Origin of the sequence: Hymenobacter sp., from assembly GCF_036387835.1 — a bacterium.
Lineage (GTDB): Bacteria > Bacteroidota > Bacteroidia > Cytophagales > Hymenobacteraceae > Hymenobacter.
The window spans coordinates 17,135-32,977 of record NZ_DASVSY010000121.1 but is presented as its reverse complement, the minus strand read 5'-3'; the positions used below and the strand labels follow the sequence as shown (position 1 = coordinate 32,977).

Genomic DNA, 15,843 nt, shown 5'->3' with positions numbered 1-15,843 from the left:
GTAACGGTAATTACTACACTAGTACAATGCTTCGGCTACGCCTCTCCATGACGTTCTATTTGGTTGTAGCATCCAGTTACTCAATACTAACGTCTCAGTACCTGATAACAGGCTAGCTTTTCATTTTGCCGTTGGCCTTCTGCTTATTGGCTTTTTCGGCGCGCAGCTGCGTGTATTTGGCATACTGCTCGGTGCTTAAAATTTTCTTGAGCTGAGCCTCATACTGCTCTTTGCTGGCGCGCTTTGCCTCGTGCTGTTTGGCTTTGTCGGCGGTGGCCAGCGTAGCTTGTTTGGCTTGCATTTCTTTCTGGCGGGCCAGGTCTAGTTGGCGGATCTGCTCGGTTTGGGCGGCGCTCAAACTGAGCGTTGCAGCCATTTTCTGCGCGGTGTGCTGCGCTTTTTGCTCGGGTGTTTTCTTGGTCTTGGCCGATTGCTCGGTTTTGGATTTCGCTTTAGCTGGCGCAGTTTGGGCCGAGGCAACACCAGCGGAAAACAAGAAAGCAGCGAGCAGAACAAAAGTCTTTTTCATGGGAGTCATAGTTGAATTATCGAATTTCAGAGAGACAGCTGAAGAATATGTGAAGCGGAGTTTTAGCTTCTTATAAGAGTGTAGACAACTCAGATGCCAATATTCATGCAGGAGATAATTATCAGGAAAATTATAGCAGTTTCGCGAACCATTGATTTAGTTTCTAGTTCTTGTTGATGTGGTAGCCGCAGTGGTTAAACCAGGCGCGCGCATCTAGGCTGCTAATCCAGTCAATGGCCTCCTGTAAGGCCAACTCCAGCGCTTGGCGGGTGCGGGCCTGGGCCGCTCGCAGCTTGGTTTTCAGCTTGCTCCAAGCCTGCTCAATGGGCGTCAGATCGGGCGAGTAGGGGGGCAGAAACAGCAACTCCACACCCCGCTCAGCCAGCCACTGCTTTACTCCGTCGAGCTTATGGGCCGAGGCGTTGTCGAGCACCAGCACATCGCCCCGCCGCAGGGTCGGGGCCAGGCACGCGGTCAGATACCAGGCAAAGCGCTGCTGGGTCAGGGCCCCTTCGAGCACTTGCACGGCCCCGAGCCCGTCCACCGACAGCGCCCCCATCACCGTCAATGACTGGCCACGGGTGAGCGGCACGGCTCCGCCTACGCGCTGGCCCCCGCCAGCCCAGGCATAGCGGCGGGTGTAATCCAGGCGTAGAGCTGTCTCGTCGAGAAAATGGAAGCGGGCCACGTCGGGGCGGGAGCAGACGGTTTCGACGTGCGCCGCCCGCGCCGCCACCACACGGGGTGTCTCACGCTCGGTGGCGTGCAGGCTTTTTTTTGCGGCGTAGGCCGTGCTCCCGGAGCACGTTCCAGAGACAGGTCCGGCCCACGGGCCGGCCCGAGTGGGCCCGCCAGGCGTCGTTCAACTCAGCCAACGTGGCGTCGGCGTGCTGGCCCACGTAGTCCACCAGCCAGGCCTGGTCGTCGGCCGAGAGCAGGCGCGCGGGCCCGCCGTTGGCCGGCTTGGGGGCCAAGGAGCCGGTCTCCCGCTGCTGGCGCAGCAACAGGGTGATAAAGGCGCGGCTGACACCAAAACGCTGGGCTACCGCTGCTTTACGAGCACCGGGTTCGTGGCAGGCCGCCGCCACGCGCGTGCGCAGATCAAGCGAGTAAGGTTGCATCTGTGCCTATACGAACAGCCTCACCAAACAGCTAAACGGTTCGCGAAACCGCTATAAAAAGTCAATCCTGCCATTTAACCTCTAGGGTGCAGTAACATCGGGCCGCACTATTGATAGCGGAGAAGAATTTCACGGGCTTTCATCCCGTTGGAGGCCTATTGAGATGCTTGGGCTTTTTTGCACTTCGTTCAGCATGATGGTTAGTGTCACAACGCCAGCACGCTACGTACTTCGGTTCCTGACTTAATGCGGCCCCTGCTGCGGTCTGATGGTTACGATATAGATGCTGGCTTGTGAATACGCGGCGGGTGGACTTACCTTTGCGGCACCAATTCTTTACCGACGAAGGATTGTTTTTATACAGAGGCGCTGAGAGACAGGCTCTAAGACGCGCCGGCAACCCCCGGAACAACCGGAACGGTGCCAACCGAAGGCCAGCGGATTCACTCTCTGGCTCTATAAAAACAAGTTGCCGTGCCTCATTCACTGACCACCCCGCTTTCTATTGTTGCTGCTACATTGGCCGGGCCAGCGGGCCTGCAATGGGCTTGTTGTAACGCGGGTTGTTGTTGCTGAACAACGGTTTACACTGGAAAAACAGCCGTTGGCTGCTTCCATAGGGATGGAGCACAGCGCCACAAACGGCTTTTCACGTACACGTTTTTTGTTCTGGTGCTGCCGGACTCTGGTATCGAAAAGTCTTTCGGGCTTGGAATGCTGCGTTTCGCCTAAGTCAGAGCCACTGTTCAACACCTCGCGAAGCGGAGCTTCGCGTTACTTCTTTTTATGCTTAAAAAATCCTTGGAACTGCTGCGGCTGGAAGCTGCCGAAACCGGTTCTCACACGCTGAAACGAAGCCTGAACGGCTTCAACCTGATTACCATCGGCATTGGGGTCATTATCGGGGCGGGCCTGTTCTCGCTCACCGGTATTGCTGCCGCCAACAACACCGGGCCAGCCGTTACGCTTTCCTTTGTGGTGGCAGCTATTGGCTGCGCGTTTTCGGCGCTGTGCTACGCCGAGTTTGCCTCCATGGTGCCGGTGTCGGGGTCGGCGTATACCTATGCCTACGCCACCATGGGCGAGCTGTTTGCCTGGATTATCGGGTGGGATTTGGTGCTGGAGTATTCGGTGGGGGCGGCTACGGTGGCCATTAGCTGGTCGCAGTATCTGGTGAAGTTTCTTGGCAAGTACAACCTGCACATTCCGGCGCAGCTCGTTATGTCGCCATTTGAAACCACTACGCTGGTGGATGGCACCACCGTGCACGGTTTCGTGAATGTGCCGGCCATGCTGATTGTGCTGGCTATAACGGCCATTATTGTCCGGGGCACCGAGGGTTCGGCCTGGTTCAACACGCTGGTAGTCACGCTGAAAGTATCGGTGGTGCTGGTGTTCATTGCCCTGGGCTGGCAGTACATTGACCCGGCTAACTACCAACCCTACATTCCAGCCAATACCGGCACCTTCGGGGAGTTTGGGTGGAGCGGAATTCTGCGCGGGGCCGGCGTTATCTTTTTCGTGTTCATCGGCTTCGACATCGTGGCCACCATGGCGCAGGAAACCAAGAATCCGCAGCGCAACATGCCCATCGGCATCATCGGCTCCCTGCTGATTTGCACCGTGCTGTTCGTGCTGTTTGGCCACGTCTTGACGGGGTTAGCCAACTACACCGAGTTCAAGAACAGCGCCGCGCCCGTGGCCATTGCCATCGAGAAAACGCCGTATGCCTGGTTGTCGGCGGCCGTCATTCTGGCCATTATCATTGGGTACACCTCGGTTATTCTGGTGGATCTGTTGGGCCAAAGTCGGGTGTTTTTCTCGATGGCCAAAGACGGTTTGCTGCCGCCGGTTTTCAGCCAGATTCACCCCAAATTCCGCACGCCGCTGCAATCCAACTTGCTGCTCGGCTTGTTCATTGCCCTGTTTGCCGGCTTCGTGCCCATTTCGGTGGTCGGCGAAATGACCAGTATCGGTACGCTGCTGGCCTTCGTGATGGTGTGCCTCGGCATCCTCATCATGCGCAAAAAAGAGCCGAACGCCCCACGTGGGTTCCGCACGCCGTGGGTGCCCGTAGTGCCCATCCTCGGCATCCTGACCTGCCTGGTAATGATGGTGTCGTTGCCGTGGGAAACCTGGCTGCGGCTGGCGGTGTGGCTGGCTATCGGCCTGGCCATCTACTACGGCTACGGCAAGAAACACAGCAAGCTGCGGCAGGCGCAGGAAGGCAACAATCAATAGCATAAGCTTCAGCTGTTGCTGCCTGGCGGAAACCACAACGCCCCGGTCATCTAAGGCCAGGGCGTTGTGGTTTACACTGATTTAAAGTTTGTTAATATGTCCTGCTTAATGTTGGAATATCTCTTGCAGGAGGTTACATACTGCTTGCGCCGTGGCTTTGGGCAGCACGCCCAAGCGGCGCACCAGGCGGGTTTTGTCTACTGACCGAATGTGGTCGAGGGCTACCTGGCCCTCTTTGCCCTGAAAGGTACACTCCACCCGGGAGGGATAGTCGCGCCGGGTGCTGGTCAGGGCCGCAATGGTGGCCGTGCGCAGATGGCGATTCATCTCGTCGGGCGAGAGCACCAAGCAGGGGCGGGTCTTGTTGATTTCGCTGCCCTGTGTCGGGTCGAGGTTCACCAGCCACACTTCGAAGCGCTGTACGGCTACCACTGCCATTCCGTTTCCTCAAAGGCATCATCGGCAAAGCCCTCTAGCAGCTCGCCCTCCGGGGTCTGGCCCTTGGCAACAGCCAACTGAAAACGCTCGTTCCAGCCCTCGCGTCGGGGCTTACTGACTGGCTTGATGAGCAAGCCCTCGGGCGTGGGCTGCAGGTCGACCTCGCCAACGAGGTGGTATTGTTGCAGTAATTTCTTGGGCAGCACAATCCCCTGAGAATTGCCCACCCGAATCAGGCGCGTGTTCATGAACGCAAATGTAAGTACAATGTACTTACATTTGCGCGGCATTGATGGTTTTATCTTCCTGAAAGCAGTACGTTCGTGAGCGGCTCTTTTATTCCCCCTGTTGCTTATGATAACTTATGAAGTGCTGGAGCGGGTTGCTCATGCGAACGGTGATGAACGAACACAGGCATTTGCTGAATTAGCGGCGGTAGCAGGCAATCCTATCGCCTACCAATTAGTAGTAGACACTCTGGCAAGCACAAGCGACGACCAAATTACTTTCTGGTGTCTGGACGCTTTAATTAAGCAGTTTCATAGTTTGCTGCCGGCAGATGCGCCCCGGCTGTTTCCCTTGCTACTGAGCAAACTCCTGAACCAATCTCCTCCGATTTCGGATCGCGCCACCTGGGCCTTGAGCGTCACAGGTCCTGCGACGGTCCCGGCGCTACGCGAAGCCATCGAGCAGGCGCCAAGCTCGGACCACCGAACGGCGTATATGTTTGCATTGGGCAAAAACAAACATGTCCACACGCAGGCAACGCTGGTACTTTCCCTATTTACTTACTTGTTGGAGGACACCGAAGCGTCAGTGAGATACTGGGCCATGGTGGCCTTGATGGACATGAGTCCGCTTCGGCCGTGGTTTGACACCCGACTAGATGCCCACGATTTTGAACCCCTGTATCCGAGCGTTCTGCGCGTCGCGGAAGAATTCATGCATAACGGCCAAGACGATTTTGCTGGACGTTACCACGACCTTATTACCCACTACTGGACACAGAGCAAATAAGAAGGCCTTCATCAAAACGAGCCCACGCTACACAAACACCTTCCGCAGTGCCCACAGGCTCCACACAATCACCATTAAGCCCACGCCTACAAACATCCAGCGCACCGGAATGCGGCCGGCGAGGCGGGCTGCGAAAGGTGCGGCGGCAATGCCACCTACAATTAGGCCAAGGATAATCTGCCAGTGCGAAATACCGAGGGTGGCGAAAAACGTGACGGCGCTGGCAAACGTGACGAAAAACTCGGTGACGCTCACCGAACCAATAACGTACTGCGGCGTGCGGCCGCCCGAAATAAGTGTGCTGGTCACCAACGGACCCCAACCACCACCGCCAAACGAATCGAGGAAGCCGCCGGCTGCGGCCAGCAACCCGAGCTTCTTGTGTTTCTTGCGCGGCCCGGCTTTGCGGAACGCTTTGACCAAGATGCGGGTGCCGAGCAGCAGCAGGTACACCGCCAGCAGGGGCTTCACGTACCCCGCATATTCCTCCCCGAACTTGGAGAGCAGATACGCGCCCGTGATGGCTCCCAATACGCCCGGAATCAGCAATACCTTGAACAGCTTCTTGTTGACGTTGCCGAACCGGTAGTGGTGGTAGCCGGAGGCGCCGCTGGCAAACATTTCGGCCGTGTGAATACTGGCACTAACTGCTGCCGGCGCAATATTCAAACTCATCAAGCTAATAGCTGTAATCACCCCGTAGCCCATGCCCAAGAGGCCGTCAACAAGCTGCGCCCCGAAGCCGATAGCCACGAAAATATAGAACGTGTCGGCGTTGCTGGCTACCTCCCACGCCTGCTGCCAGGTGACATAGTAGGAGACGATGTTGAGCAGGATGATGCCCATAAACGCCAGCAGCGACATGGTAGCCCGCCGCCGCCACATCCGCGCCGCCGGCGACTCATACGCGGGGCCGCCGGTTAGCTCGGCCGTTACGGCGTTCAGCGACTTCACCTTGTTGGCGAAGTCGCCGCCCACTTGCTCCCGGATCGAGGACATGCGTTGGAGCACCTCATTCAGCTCGTCGGGGAGGGCGGTGCTCAGCATTTCGCGCAGCCGCTTGGCAATGGTCGGCGACTTGCCGTTGGTGCTGATGGCTATTTTGAGGTCGCCTTTCTGCACGATGGAGCCGAGGTAGAAGTCGCAGGCATCGGGCGTGTCGGCCACGTTGCAGAGCAGGCGCTGCCGGGTGGCATCGGCCTTGATGGTCAGATTCAGAGCCTTGTCATCGGTGGCGACAATCACCAGGTCGTGGCCGACGAGGTCGGTAATCTGGTACGGTCCTTCGCGCAGCAACACGGCCGGGTGGCGGGCGGCCAGTTCCTGCACTTCGGGCAGAAAGCGGGTGGCTACCACCGTTACGGCGGCGGCCGGGCTATTGCTAAGTAGGGCGGCCAGCTTTTCCAGGCCCACATTGCCGCCGCCTACCAGCAGCACGTGCAGCTGCTCCAGCTTCAGAAAGATGGGAAACAGTCGGTTCGCTCCCGTTGGTGGCGGTTCGGAGCGGGGCTGTGTCACGGGGTTGTTGGAAGAGGGCATTTTTTAGTGCTTGGTGCTTTGGTTACGGCGCGGGCGGGGGCCTCACCCCCTAGCCCCCTCTCCTAGGGGAGAGGGGGAACTAGCTCTAGTGTTCTAGTCTAGCTGTTCAAGTTGAAATTTATCCTTTAGAGCTAGTTCTCCTTTCCGGAGAGGGGGCTAGGGGGTGAGGCGCTACTGGTGAAAGTTCAAGCCGTGCGTGGTGGCTTGCACGTAGCCGCGGCGGACAGTGAAATCACCGAACCGCTCCAGGGGCTGGCGGTTTTCGGCGTAGTCGGCGAATAAGGGCGTCAGCTCCTGCACGATACCGTCTTCATCCAGCATTTCCTTGTAGAGTTTGTTGAGTCGGTTGCCGTTGAAAGCGGCTCCTAAATACAAGTTGTAGCGTCCTACCGATTTCCCCACCAACCCTATTTCCCCTAAGTAGGGGCGGGCGCAGCCGTTGGGGCACCCCGTCATCCGCAGCAAAATATCATCTTCGGTTAAGTTATAGGTTTTCAGAATATCTTCCAATCGGTCAAGAAGTTGCGGAAGATAGCGCTCGGCCTCCGCAAAAGCCAGCGAGCAGGTGTTCAGGGCCACGCACGCCAGCGCCCCGCGCCGCAGCCCCGACAGGTTGTTGCCGGTCACTACCACGCCGTGCTCGGTGAGCAGGGCCTGGATGGTGAGCTTGTGCTCGGGCGCCACGTTGGCCAGAATCAGGTTTTGGTTGCCGGTGAGGCGGAAGTCGCCGGTATGGAAGGCGGCTATTTCGCGCAAGGCGGTTTTGAGGGTATGACCGGGCCGATCGGCCACGCGGCCACCTTCGATGAACAGCGTGAGGTGCTGCGCGCCATCGGAGCCGGTGCTCCAGCCGAAGGCGTCGCCGGAGCTTTCGAACTTGTAAGCGCGGCCGAGTTCCAAGTCGAAGCCTAGGCGTTTGTTTAGCTCTTCCCGGAACACGTCTAATCCTACTCGGTCGAGGGTGTACTTCAACCGCGAAAACTTGCGGTTTTCCCGGTTGCCCCAATCTCGCTGAATGGTCAGAATTTTCTCGCACACGTCTACCACCTTATCGGCGGGCACGAAACCGATGACGTCGGCCAGGCGCGGGTAGGTGTCGGGCATGCCGAAGGTCATGCCCATGCCGCCGCCAATGGCCACGTTGAAGCCGAGCAGCTGGCCCTTCTTCTCGATGGCAATCAGGCCGACGTCGTTGGAGAAAATGTCGGTGTCGTTGTGCGGGGGCACGGCCAGCGCAATCTTGAACTTGCGCGGCAGGTAGGTTTTGCCGTAAATCGGTTCGGCGTCTTCCTCGCCCTCATTGGGCGCGCTGATGTGCTGCTGCTCGCCATCGAGCCACAGCTCCCAATACGCCGAGGTACGCGGCGTGAGGCGGTCACTAATCTGGCGCGATACCTCGTACACCTCGGCGTGCACCTTGGATTGGTAGGGGTTGGGGTTGCACATCACGTTGCGGTTCACGTCGCCGCAGCCCGCAATGCTGTCCATCAGGGCTTGGTTGAAGCCGTGAATGGTTTTTTTGAGGTTGCGCTTGAGCACGCCGTGCAGCTGAAACGTCTGGCGGGTGGTGAGCTTGAGCGTGTCGTTGCCGTATTGCTTCGATAGCTCGTCCATGCGCCGCCACTGCGCCGATGTGGCAATGCCGCCCGGCACCCGCACCCGAATCATGAGCGAGTAGAGCGGCTCCAGCTTCTGGCGCTTGCGCTCGGAATCCAGGTCCCGGTCGGTTTGCTGGTAGGAGCCGTGGAACTTGATGAGGTGGGTATCGTCCGGGTTCAGCGCGCCCGTAATCGGGTTGACGAGGCTGTCGGCCAGGGTGCCGCGCAGGTAGTTGCTGCCGTCCTTGACGTGTTCGACTTCGGAGAGTTTAAGCGGAGTATCAGCCATAATCGTTAGTGCGAAGCGGGAAGTGGAGCCGGCGGCGGGGTCGGCCGCAGGTCGAGGGTATGAAAGTAGAACACCCGGATGGTGTGCTGGTTGCGGTAGGTACTGCCCGCCGGAAGCTGCTGAAACAGATGCATATAGCCGGCGTGCAGTTGTCCGTGCTTGCTGGCCTGGTACACCAGCCCGGCAAACAGGCGGTTCTGGTCGAAGTAGTTGTAGCGAATCTCCTTGCCGAAATTCATCATCACCTCGTTGTTGAGCAGAAATTGCACCCCACCGGGGTCGAAACCACGCTTGGTGAGCGGCAGGAACAGCGCCGCATTGTAGCGGGTCCGCCAGTTGAAATCGTAGTCGGAGGTTTGTTGGTTTTCGCGGATGGTGTTGCGAAACCGTTGTTCCAGTCGCACCCATTGCATCAGGCGGGCCTTCGGGAAGCGCGTAAACCACTGCACCTGCTGCCACGGCCGGTGCTCGGGCTGGCCCACGGTGCGCGCCCCGTCCGGAAAGTGGTGCACGTAGGCGTAGCCACCCGTCAGCCGTACATCATCGGTCAGATAATACGTCAGCCCTACCCGCGCCACGCCCTGAAACAGGTCTTGCACAAACCTCTCGTGCAGGCGCAGTTGCAAATCGGTCCAGGTGCCCCACCGCGGCGTAAACCGGGTTTGGTTGAAATACCCCACCCACGTCTGCTGCTCCCGCACATACTGCTTCTGTGCCCGCAACGGCAGCGCGATTAGGAAGAAAGGAAGCAGGAAGAAGAGGCGTTTCATTGTTCGGGTAGTGAATTCAAATCCTATGGGTTGCTAGCTCTAGTCGCCTCACCCCAACCCCTACGCCGCTTGATGCGCGGAATGAAAAGGAGAGGGGCTCTAGTTGTAGCTATCTAAAGGCGGTTTCTAGAACTAGTTCCCCCTCTCCTTTTCGGAGAGGGGGTTAGGGGGTGAGGCAACTAGCGGATTACCGTGTTATCGAAAGTCAAGGCTACATAGTACAACCCGCCGATGGTTGGGCCGGCGGCGTATTGGATGTAGCGGTTGTTGAGCAGGTTAGCGCCGCCGAGCTTGATGGTGGTTTTCAGGGCAGGCACCCGCAGGTTCACTTGGGCGTCCACGGTTTGGTAGGCCGGCACCCGGCCGTTGGCCAGCGGACTTTCCCAATAGAAGCTGCTCTGGCGGCGCCACACCACGTTGAAACCGAGGTTGCGCACCACTTCGCGGTTGCCGAAGCTCAGGTTGGTGGCCCACTTGGGGGTGTTGAAGCCCGTCACGAAGATGTCGGACTGGTCGTTGGCGGAGATATTGTTGTAGTTGACGTTGCCGCCGACGGTGAATTTCTGGTAGAAATTGTAAGTCAAACCCAAGGTGGAGCCGTAGCTATGGTAGTCGTTGAGGGCGTTGGTGTAGACGCGGTACCGGTCCTGGCGGGCCGAGCGGTTGGTGGCCAGGGCTGCCAGCACGGCATCATCCGAGCCGACTTGCACTTGCTGGCCGCTGGCGTTTTTGGGCACGCTTACTTCCACCTGGCCTAAGAAGCCGGAGTAGATGTTGTAGTACGCGTCGGCATCAATGGATAAGCGGTTGTCGAACAATACGCTGCGGTAGCCCACCTCGTAGGCGTTGATTTGTTCGGGCTGCTCGGTGGGCAGGTTGCCGACTTGCAGCAACTCCCGGATTTCGGGCCGTACCGCCGCCTGCGGAGCCGTGCCCCCGTTGGCGGCTACGTAGGCATTCACGGCGGCGTTGAAAGTGGAAATAGACGCCAGCGTGTAAGAGTTGTCAAGGTAGTTGAGGCCTTCGTTCACGCGGGCCAGACCGCCCACGCGGCGCACGTTGCCGTTGTTCACAAACGACAAGGCCTCGAACAGCGACGGGAAACGCCAGCCGTTCTGGTAGGAAGCCCGAAAGTTGTGTTTCTCGGCCAGCGTGTACACGGCGGCCACCCGCGGGTTCAGCTTGGGGTCGAACTCGGGGTTGTAATCGGCGCGCAGCGAGGCGGTCAGCTTCAGGCGGTCTTGCAGCAGCAGCTTGGTGGCCTGCACGAAGCCCCCGAACTTCTTGTAGTACTGGTTGTTACCGCCCGGCTGAATCCGGTCGGCCAGCGGGCGGCTGAAATCCACGAAGTTGTTGCCATCTGGAATCACCTCGTACACGCGGGCATCGGCACCCACCAGCACATCGGCAAATCGGATGCGCTGGCCCACGTTCCAGAGCGTTTCGCCGTGGTAGGTGTGGCTGCGCTGCGTGAGGGCCGCGCCGCCCGGAATGGGCGCCCCCGGCACGTTCACGCCACTATCCCAATTGTTGGTGTGGATGATGGTGTTTTTCAGGTCGTTGAAGGCCGCCGTACCAGGAATGGCGCGGCCGGCATCGGCTACCACGCGGGCCTGCTGCATAGCCACCGGCAGCGCGGCCCCGCCGTTCACCTGGCTCAGCATCTCCCGCCGAAACTTGTCGCCCCAACTCGTGCCCGCCTGCGTGATACCGGTGGCCCCGTTTTGCAGGTCGAGGTTGAGCGCCAGCGGATTAAGGTTAAACGAATCACCCGTGTCCTCGATCAGCATGTAGGCGCGGGCCGTGAAATCCTGGCTTTTCAATTCCACTTTGTGGTTTTGCACCGTCACGCCGTCGAGCTGAATCTTGTTGCCGCGCTGAAACACGCCATCCATCAGCCCAAACCGGTAGCCGTAGCTCAGTTCCAGCTTATCGGTGAGCTTGTAGTGCAAACTGGCATCGGCCTTGATGTTGCGCACGATAGGGTTGGTCAGGTCCCGCTCGTAGTAGCCGGTGCGGCGCACGTTGAAGGTTTCGTTGCGGCCGTTGTAGGGGATAGTGATGGCCACGTTGCCGGCGTTGTCGTCGCCGTAGCGGTTCCAGAGGTCGGCGGCGGGGTTGTTGGCGCCGCTCAGCTCGGGGAAGCGCGGGTTGGCCGAGCTCAAGTTCTGCGGGTTCTGGTCGTTTTGGGTATTGGCCAGCCAGTCAGTGCCGCGCATAAAGTCGAGGTTCACCTTAAAGGCAAACTTGTTGTTGAACGCCTGTGCGTACCGAACCGCCGTTTCCGTCAGCACGCTCGGGTCCCGGTCAATGCCATCCACATGGTTGACGCCCACTTTCTGGTATACGCTGAGGCCCTGGTAGGTGAAGGGACTCTTAGTGGTAAGGTTGGCCATGCCGTTGATGGCGTTCATGCCGTACAGCGCCGAGGCCGCGCCGGGCGTGATTTCCACGCTGGCAATATCGAGTTCCGTCGGGCCGATGGCGTTGCCGAGCGGCACGCCTAAGGTGGCGGCCTGCATGTCTACGCCGTCCACGAGCTGCATGAAGCGGAAGTTGTTGGGAATATTGAAGCCGCGCGTGTTGGGCACTTTAAACGTGAGGCTCGACGTCGTCATCTGCACGCCCTTCACATTCTCCAGCGCATCATAAAAGCTCGGCGCCGGCGTTTCCTTTATAGCCCGGATGTCCAGCTTCTCAATAGCCACCGGCGACTTCAACCGGCTTTCCTCCACCCGCGACGCCGACACCACCACTTCGTTGGTGATGATTTCGCGCGAGTCCAGCGACACGGCAATGCGCCGGCTGCCGCGGGCAATTTCAATTTCGCGCTTATCGTGCCCAAGCGCGTTGAACACGAGCACGAACGGGTATTGCAGCTTGGCTTGCAACTCAAACTTACCGGTGGCATCCGTTTGGGTGCCCACAGTGCCGCCTTTCACATTCACGCTCACGCCCGGCAACGGCTCGTTGGTGCTCTTCTCGCGCACCTCCCCGCTAATGGCAATCAGCTCGGTTTGGGCACGGGCCGGGGTTGCGCTGCCGAAAGCCAGAGCCGGCACGATTAAGTAAGAAGCGTAGTGTGCTTTCATGTTAAGGTTAGTGTGGATTGGAAAGAGAGGTAAAGTGGAAGTAGGGTAGTCCGTAGCGCGGCTGTAGCGCGGAAATCCTGTGGCTTCCGTTCCGCGACGAGCGGAGCGAGTATGCTAAACCGCGCCATTTGCGCTACCGCGTAGGAACTCGCTCCGCTCGTCGCGGAACGGATTTCCGCGCTACCGGCTCAATACACGTCTTCTAGGTAGCGGCGCTGCTTTTTCAGCTGCTTCAAATAGTCAGCGGCATATTCTGCATCCTGGCCGCTTTGCTGCTCGATGATGGTCAGCAGGGCCTTGCGCACATCGGCGGCCATGCGGGTTTTGTCGCCGCAGACGTAGAAGTAAGCGCCGTCTTCCAGCCACTTGAATACCTGCGGCGCTTGCTCCAGTAGGCGGTGCTGCACGTAGACTTTCTCGGCTTGGTCGCGGGAGAAGGCCAAATCCAGGCGGTGCAGGGTGCCTTGCTTGAGGTGTTGCTGCCACTCGGTTTGGTAGAGGAAATCGGTGGTGAATTCGGGGTTGCCAAACACCAGCCAGTTGCGCCCCGTAGCCCCCGACTCAGCCCGCTCGGCCACAAATGAGCGAAACGGCGCCACGCCCGTCCCCGGACCCACCATGATAATGTCAGTAGCCGAATTCTGCGGCAGCTTGAAGTACTCGTTGCGGTCCACCCACACCCGCGCTGTGTCGCCGATGGCGAGGTGGTCGGCCTGGTACACCGAGCAAGCCCCGTGCTTTTGGCGGCCGTGTGCTTCGTAGCGCACGGCGCCCACGGTCAGGTGTACTTCGTTGGGGTGCGCCAGCAAGCTGCTGGCAATGGAGTAGGCCCGCGCCGGCAAGGGCCGCAGCACCGCCGCCAAATGCTGCGCCGACAGGTCGATAGGGAATTGTGAAAGCAAATCCACCACGTCGCGGCCATACAGGAAGGCTTGTAGCTGCGAGGTACCAAGCAGTGCCCCACGTAGCGCCGGGTATTGCGGCGCCAGGGCAGCGTAGCGTTCCAGCACGTCGCGCGTTAGCACCGAAAGCTCTAGCCGCTCGGTGAGAGCCGTTGCCAAATCCAGTTCTACGCCTTTCAGCTGCACCGGCGCCGTGGCATCGAGCCGGGCAGCCCGAATAACGTCTGCCACCAGTTCAGGCCGGTTGGTAGGCTGCACCATCAGCGCATCGCCGGGTTCGTAGTACAGGCCGGAATTTTCGAGCGAGAATTCGAGGTGGTAAGTTTCCTTGCCGGAGCCGCGGCCGTTGAGTTGAATCTTCTCCAACAGCGGCGCATCAAGCTGTACTTCCTCGTGCTGCACCAGCGGCTTATCGGCCGGTGCTGGTGTTAAAACCGGACTGCCCGCCACCCGAAAAGTGGCTATATCGGCCTGGCTACCACCATTAAGCGAACCAGAAGCCGCGGCCTGCGCCAAGGTAGCACCCGTGCTTGGACTGGTTTGAGCAGCGGCCACTTCCTGCGCCAGCACGTCCAGCACCCGGTCGGCCCACTGCGCCGCTGATTCCTGAAATTCCACGTCGCAGTCGACGCGCTCCGTCAGGCGCTGCGCCCCCAAGGCCGCTAGCCGCTCGTCGAACTCGATACCGGTTTGGCAGAATTGCAGGTAGCTTTTGTCGCCGAGGGCTAGCACCGAATAGCGTAGCGCTGGTAGCTTGGGGGCCCTCGGACCGAGCAGGAACTGGTGCAAATCTTCGGCAGCAATAGGCGGGTCGCCTTCGCCCTGCGTGCTGGTAATAACCAATAGCTGCTGCTCCGAAGCCAGCGCGCGGGTCGGATACTCGTTCATGTCGCGCACGGTCGGCTCCAGCCCGCGCTGCCGGGCCGCTTCCGCGGTTTGCAGCGCTACTTTCTTGCTGTTGCCAGTCTGCGAGCCGTACAAAATAGTAAGGCGCGACGGAACTGGTGCGGGCGCGGCAACTGGCGCGGCTACCGGAGTCGCTACAGCGGCCGGTATCTGCGCGCCGGCTACGGCACCGGTCTGCGCGGCATCGGTGGCGCGGCCGTAGAGGTAGCCGCTGAGCCACAATAGTTGCTGACTGGAAAGACTCGCCGTCAGTTCGTTGAGTGCCTTGTCGTCAAGCCCAAGAGGTAGCGAAGAAGAGGAAGTAGACATGAGTAACAGAGTGAAGCGTTGGTTGCTACGGAACTGTCATTCCGACGCAGGAGGAATCTGGAGATTGGCAGAAGGATAACTCAGATTCCTCCTGCGTCGGAATGACAGTTCACTTAAGCCACCTCCGCGTAAGCAGCGGCGAAATCCGGAAACGACAGACCAGGCAAGAGGTCAGCCACTTCCGATTGCGAAGTAGCCAGCCGTACCACTTCGCCGATGATGATGATGGCCGGCGCGCCAATGCCCGCGGCGGCAGCCCGCGCCGGCAGTTCGGCCACAGTGCCCGTTACCAATCGGGCATGGGGCAACGTTCCATTCTGCACAATGGCCGCCGGTGTATCGGCCTGCCCTTGCTGACAGTACAGCGCCGCAATCCGCGCCAACTCGCCCAAGCCCATCAGAATGACGGTGGTGGTGCGCGTGCTGGCGGCCTCAGCCACGCTTCCCGACAGCTCGCCGGTAGCAGTGGTGGCCGTAATCACCCGAAATCCTTCGCTGGCCCCGCGGTGCGTAACCGGAATGCCGACACTGCCCGCCGCTGCAACAGCGCTGCTAATGCCTGGTATATAATCGGTTAACAGGCCGTGTTGCTCGGCGTAAAGCATCTCCTCACGCCCGCGCCCAAACACGAAGGGGTCACCGCCTTTCAGCCGCACCACGTGGCCGTACTGGCGAGCATAGTCCACAATCAGCGCGTTGATTTCGTCTTGGCTATGGCTGCGCATGCCGCGCCGCTTGCCCACGAAAACAAGCACGGCATCGGGCCGGGCATGGACCAGCAAGTCGTTGTTAGCCAGCGCATCGTAGAGGATAACGTCGGCCTCGCCGAGCACCCGCGCCCCTTTCAGGGTGAGTAGCTCCGGGTCGCCGGGGCCGGCGCCGAGTACGGTGAGACGAGGAATTTTAGAGAGTGACATGGAGTGAATGTTAAAAAGAACGTCATGCAGAGGCGCAGCCGAAGCATCTCGCGTGCTGACATTGCCAAACTAATTCTGTCATGCTGAGGAACCGAAGCATCTCGCGTGCTGACGTTGTGGTGCTATTGAGTTTACCACCCTAGCGAGATGCTTCGACTACGGCTCCGCCTTCGCG

At 59.3% G+C, this 15,843-nt stretch carries 13 protein-coding genes and 1 riboswitch; of the genes, 2 read left to right on the top strand and 11 right to left on the bottom strand.

The window, feature by feature from the left end; translation table 11 throughout:
- Positions 1-112 precede the first annotated feature (112 nt).
- From VF639_RS23955 to VF639_RS23945, 3 genes are all read right to left on the bottom strand, one after another.
- Positions 113-529 (bottom strand): hypothetical protein, encoded by a 417-nt coding sequence (locus VF639_RS23955; protein ID WP_331148490.1) that lies wholly within the window; start codon positions 527-529, stop codon positions 113-115.
- Between the two features lie 163 nt (positions 530-692).
- Entirely contained in the window at positions 693-1,268 is a 576-nt protein-coding gene (locus VF639_RS23950) for an IS630 family transposase (RefSeq protein WP_331148489.1), read from the bottom strand.
- A 10-nt stretch (positions 1,269-1,278) separates the two neighbouring features.
- Positions 1,279-1,650, bottom strand: coding sequence for a hypothetical protein (locus tag VF639_RS23945; RefSeq protein WP_331148488.1), 372 nt, complete (start codon positions 1,648-1,650; stop codon positions 1,279-1,281).
- 353 nt (positions 1,651-2,003) lie between these two features.
- Positions 2,004-2,115: riboswitch (SAM riboswitch) on the top strand.
- A gap of 321 nt (positions 2,116-2,436) precedes the next feature.
- Between VF639_RS23945 and VF639_RS23940 the strand changes: the two genes are divergently transcribed.
- The gene (locus VF639_RS23940; RefSeq protein WP_331148487.1) at positions 2,437-3,891 is read left to right on the top strand and encodes an amino acid permease; all 1,455 of its coding nucleotides are present in this window, start codon (positions 2,437-2,439) and stop codon (positions 3,889-3,891) included.
- Between the two features lie 105 nt (positions 3,892-3,996).
- Here the strand turns inward: VF639_RS23940 and VF639_RS23935 are convergent, their stop codons facing one another.
- Both VF639_RS23935 and VF639_RS23930 read right to left on the bottom strand, forming a co-directional pair.
- Positions 3,997-4,329: a type II toxin-antitoxin system PemK/MazF family toxin gene (locus tag VF639_RS23935; protein WP_331148486.1), complete on the bottom strand. Its 333-nt coding sequence runs from the start codon at positions 4,327-4,329 to the stop codon at positions 3,997-3,999.
- Positions 4,317-4,577: an AbrB/MazE/SpoVT family DNA-binding domain-containing protein gene (locus tag VF639_RS23930; RefSeq protein WP_331148485.1), complete on the bottom strand. Its 261-nt coding sequence runs from the start codon at positions 4,575-4,577 to the stop codon at positions 4,317-4,319. The genes VF639_RS23935 and VF639_RS23930 overlap by 13 nt, the downstream gene beginning before the upstream one ends.
- Before the next feature lie 106 nt (positions 4,578-4,683).
- Between VF639_RS23930 and VF639_RS23925 the strand changes: the two genes are divergently transcribed.
- On the top strand, positions 4,684-5,346 hold the full coding sequence (locus VF639_RS23925) for a hypothetical protein (RefSeq protein ID WP_331148484.1): 663 nt from the start codon (positions 4,684-4,686) through the stop codon (positions 5,344-5,346).
- 27 nt (positions 5,347-5,373) lie between these two features.
- Here the strand turns inward: VF639_RS23925 and VF639_RS23920 are convergent, their stop codons facing one another.
- The 6 genes from VF639_RS23920 to cobA form a co-directional block, all read right to left on the bottom strand.
- Positions 5,374-6,885, bottom strand: coding sequence for a TSUP family transporter (locus VF639_RS23920; protein WP_331148483.1), 1,512 nt, complete (start codon positions 6,883-6,885; stop codon positions 5,374-5,376).
- 171 nt (positions 6,886-7,056) lie between these two features.
- Positions 7,057-8,772: an NADPH-dependent assimilatory sulfite reductase hemoprotein subunit gene (locus VF639_RS23915; RefSeq protein WP_331148482.1), complete on the bottom strand. Its 1,716-nt coding sequence runs from the start codon at positions 8,770-8,772 to the stop codon at positions 7,057-7,059.
- 5 nt (positions 8,773-8,777) lie between these two features.
- The gene (locus VF639_RS23910; protein WP_331148481.1) at positions 8,778-9,542 is read right to left on the bottom strand and encodes a DUF2490 domain-containing protein; all 765 of its coding nucleotides are present in this window, start codon (positions 9,540-9,542) and stop codon (positions 8,778-8,780) included.
- 179 nt (positions 9,543-9,721) lie between these two features.
- On the bottom strand, positions 9,722-12,634 hold the full coding sequence (locus VF639_RS23905) for a TonB-dependent receptor (RefSeq protein WP_331148480.1): 2,913 nt from the start codon (positions 12,632-12,634) through the stop codon (positions 9,722-9,724).
- Between the two features lie 188 nt (positions 12,635-12,822).
- Positions 12,823-14,751: a diflavin oxidoreductase gene (locus VF639_RS23900; RefSeq protein WP_331148479.1), complete on the bottom strand. Its 1,929-nt coding sequence runs from the start codon at positions 14,749-14,751 to the stop codon at positions 12,823-12,825.
- A gap of 113 nt (positions 14,752-14,864) precedes the next feature.
- Complete coding sequence (gene cobA, locus VF639_RS23895) at positions 14,865-15,668, bottom strand: uroporphyrinogen-III C-methyltransferase (protein ID WP_331148478.1); 804 nt, start codon at positions 15,666-15,668, stop codon at positions 14,865-14,867.
- Positions 15,669-15,843 lie beyond the last annotated feature (175 nt).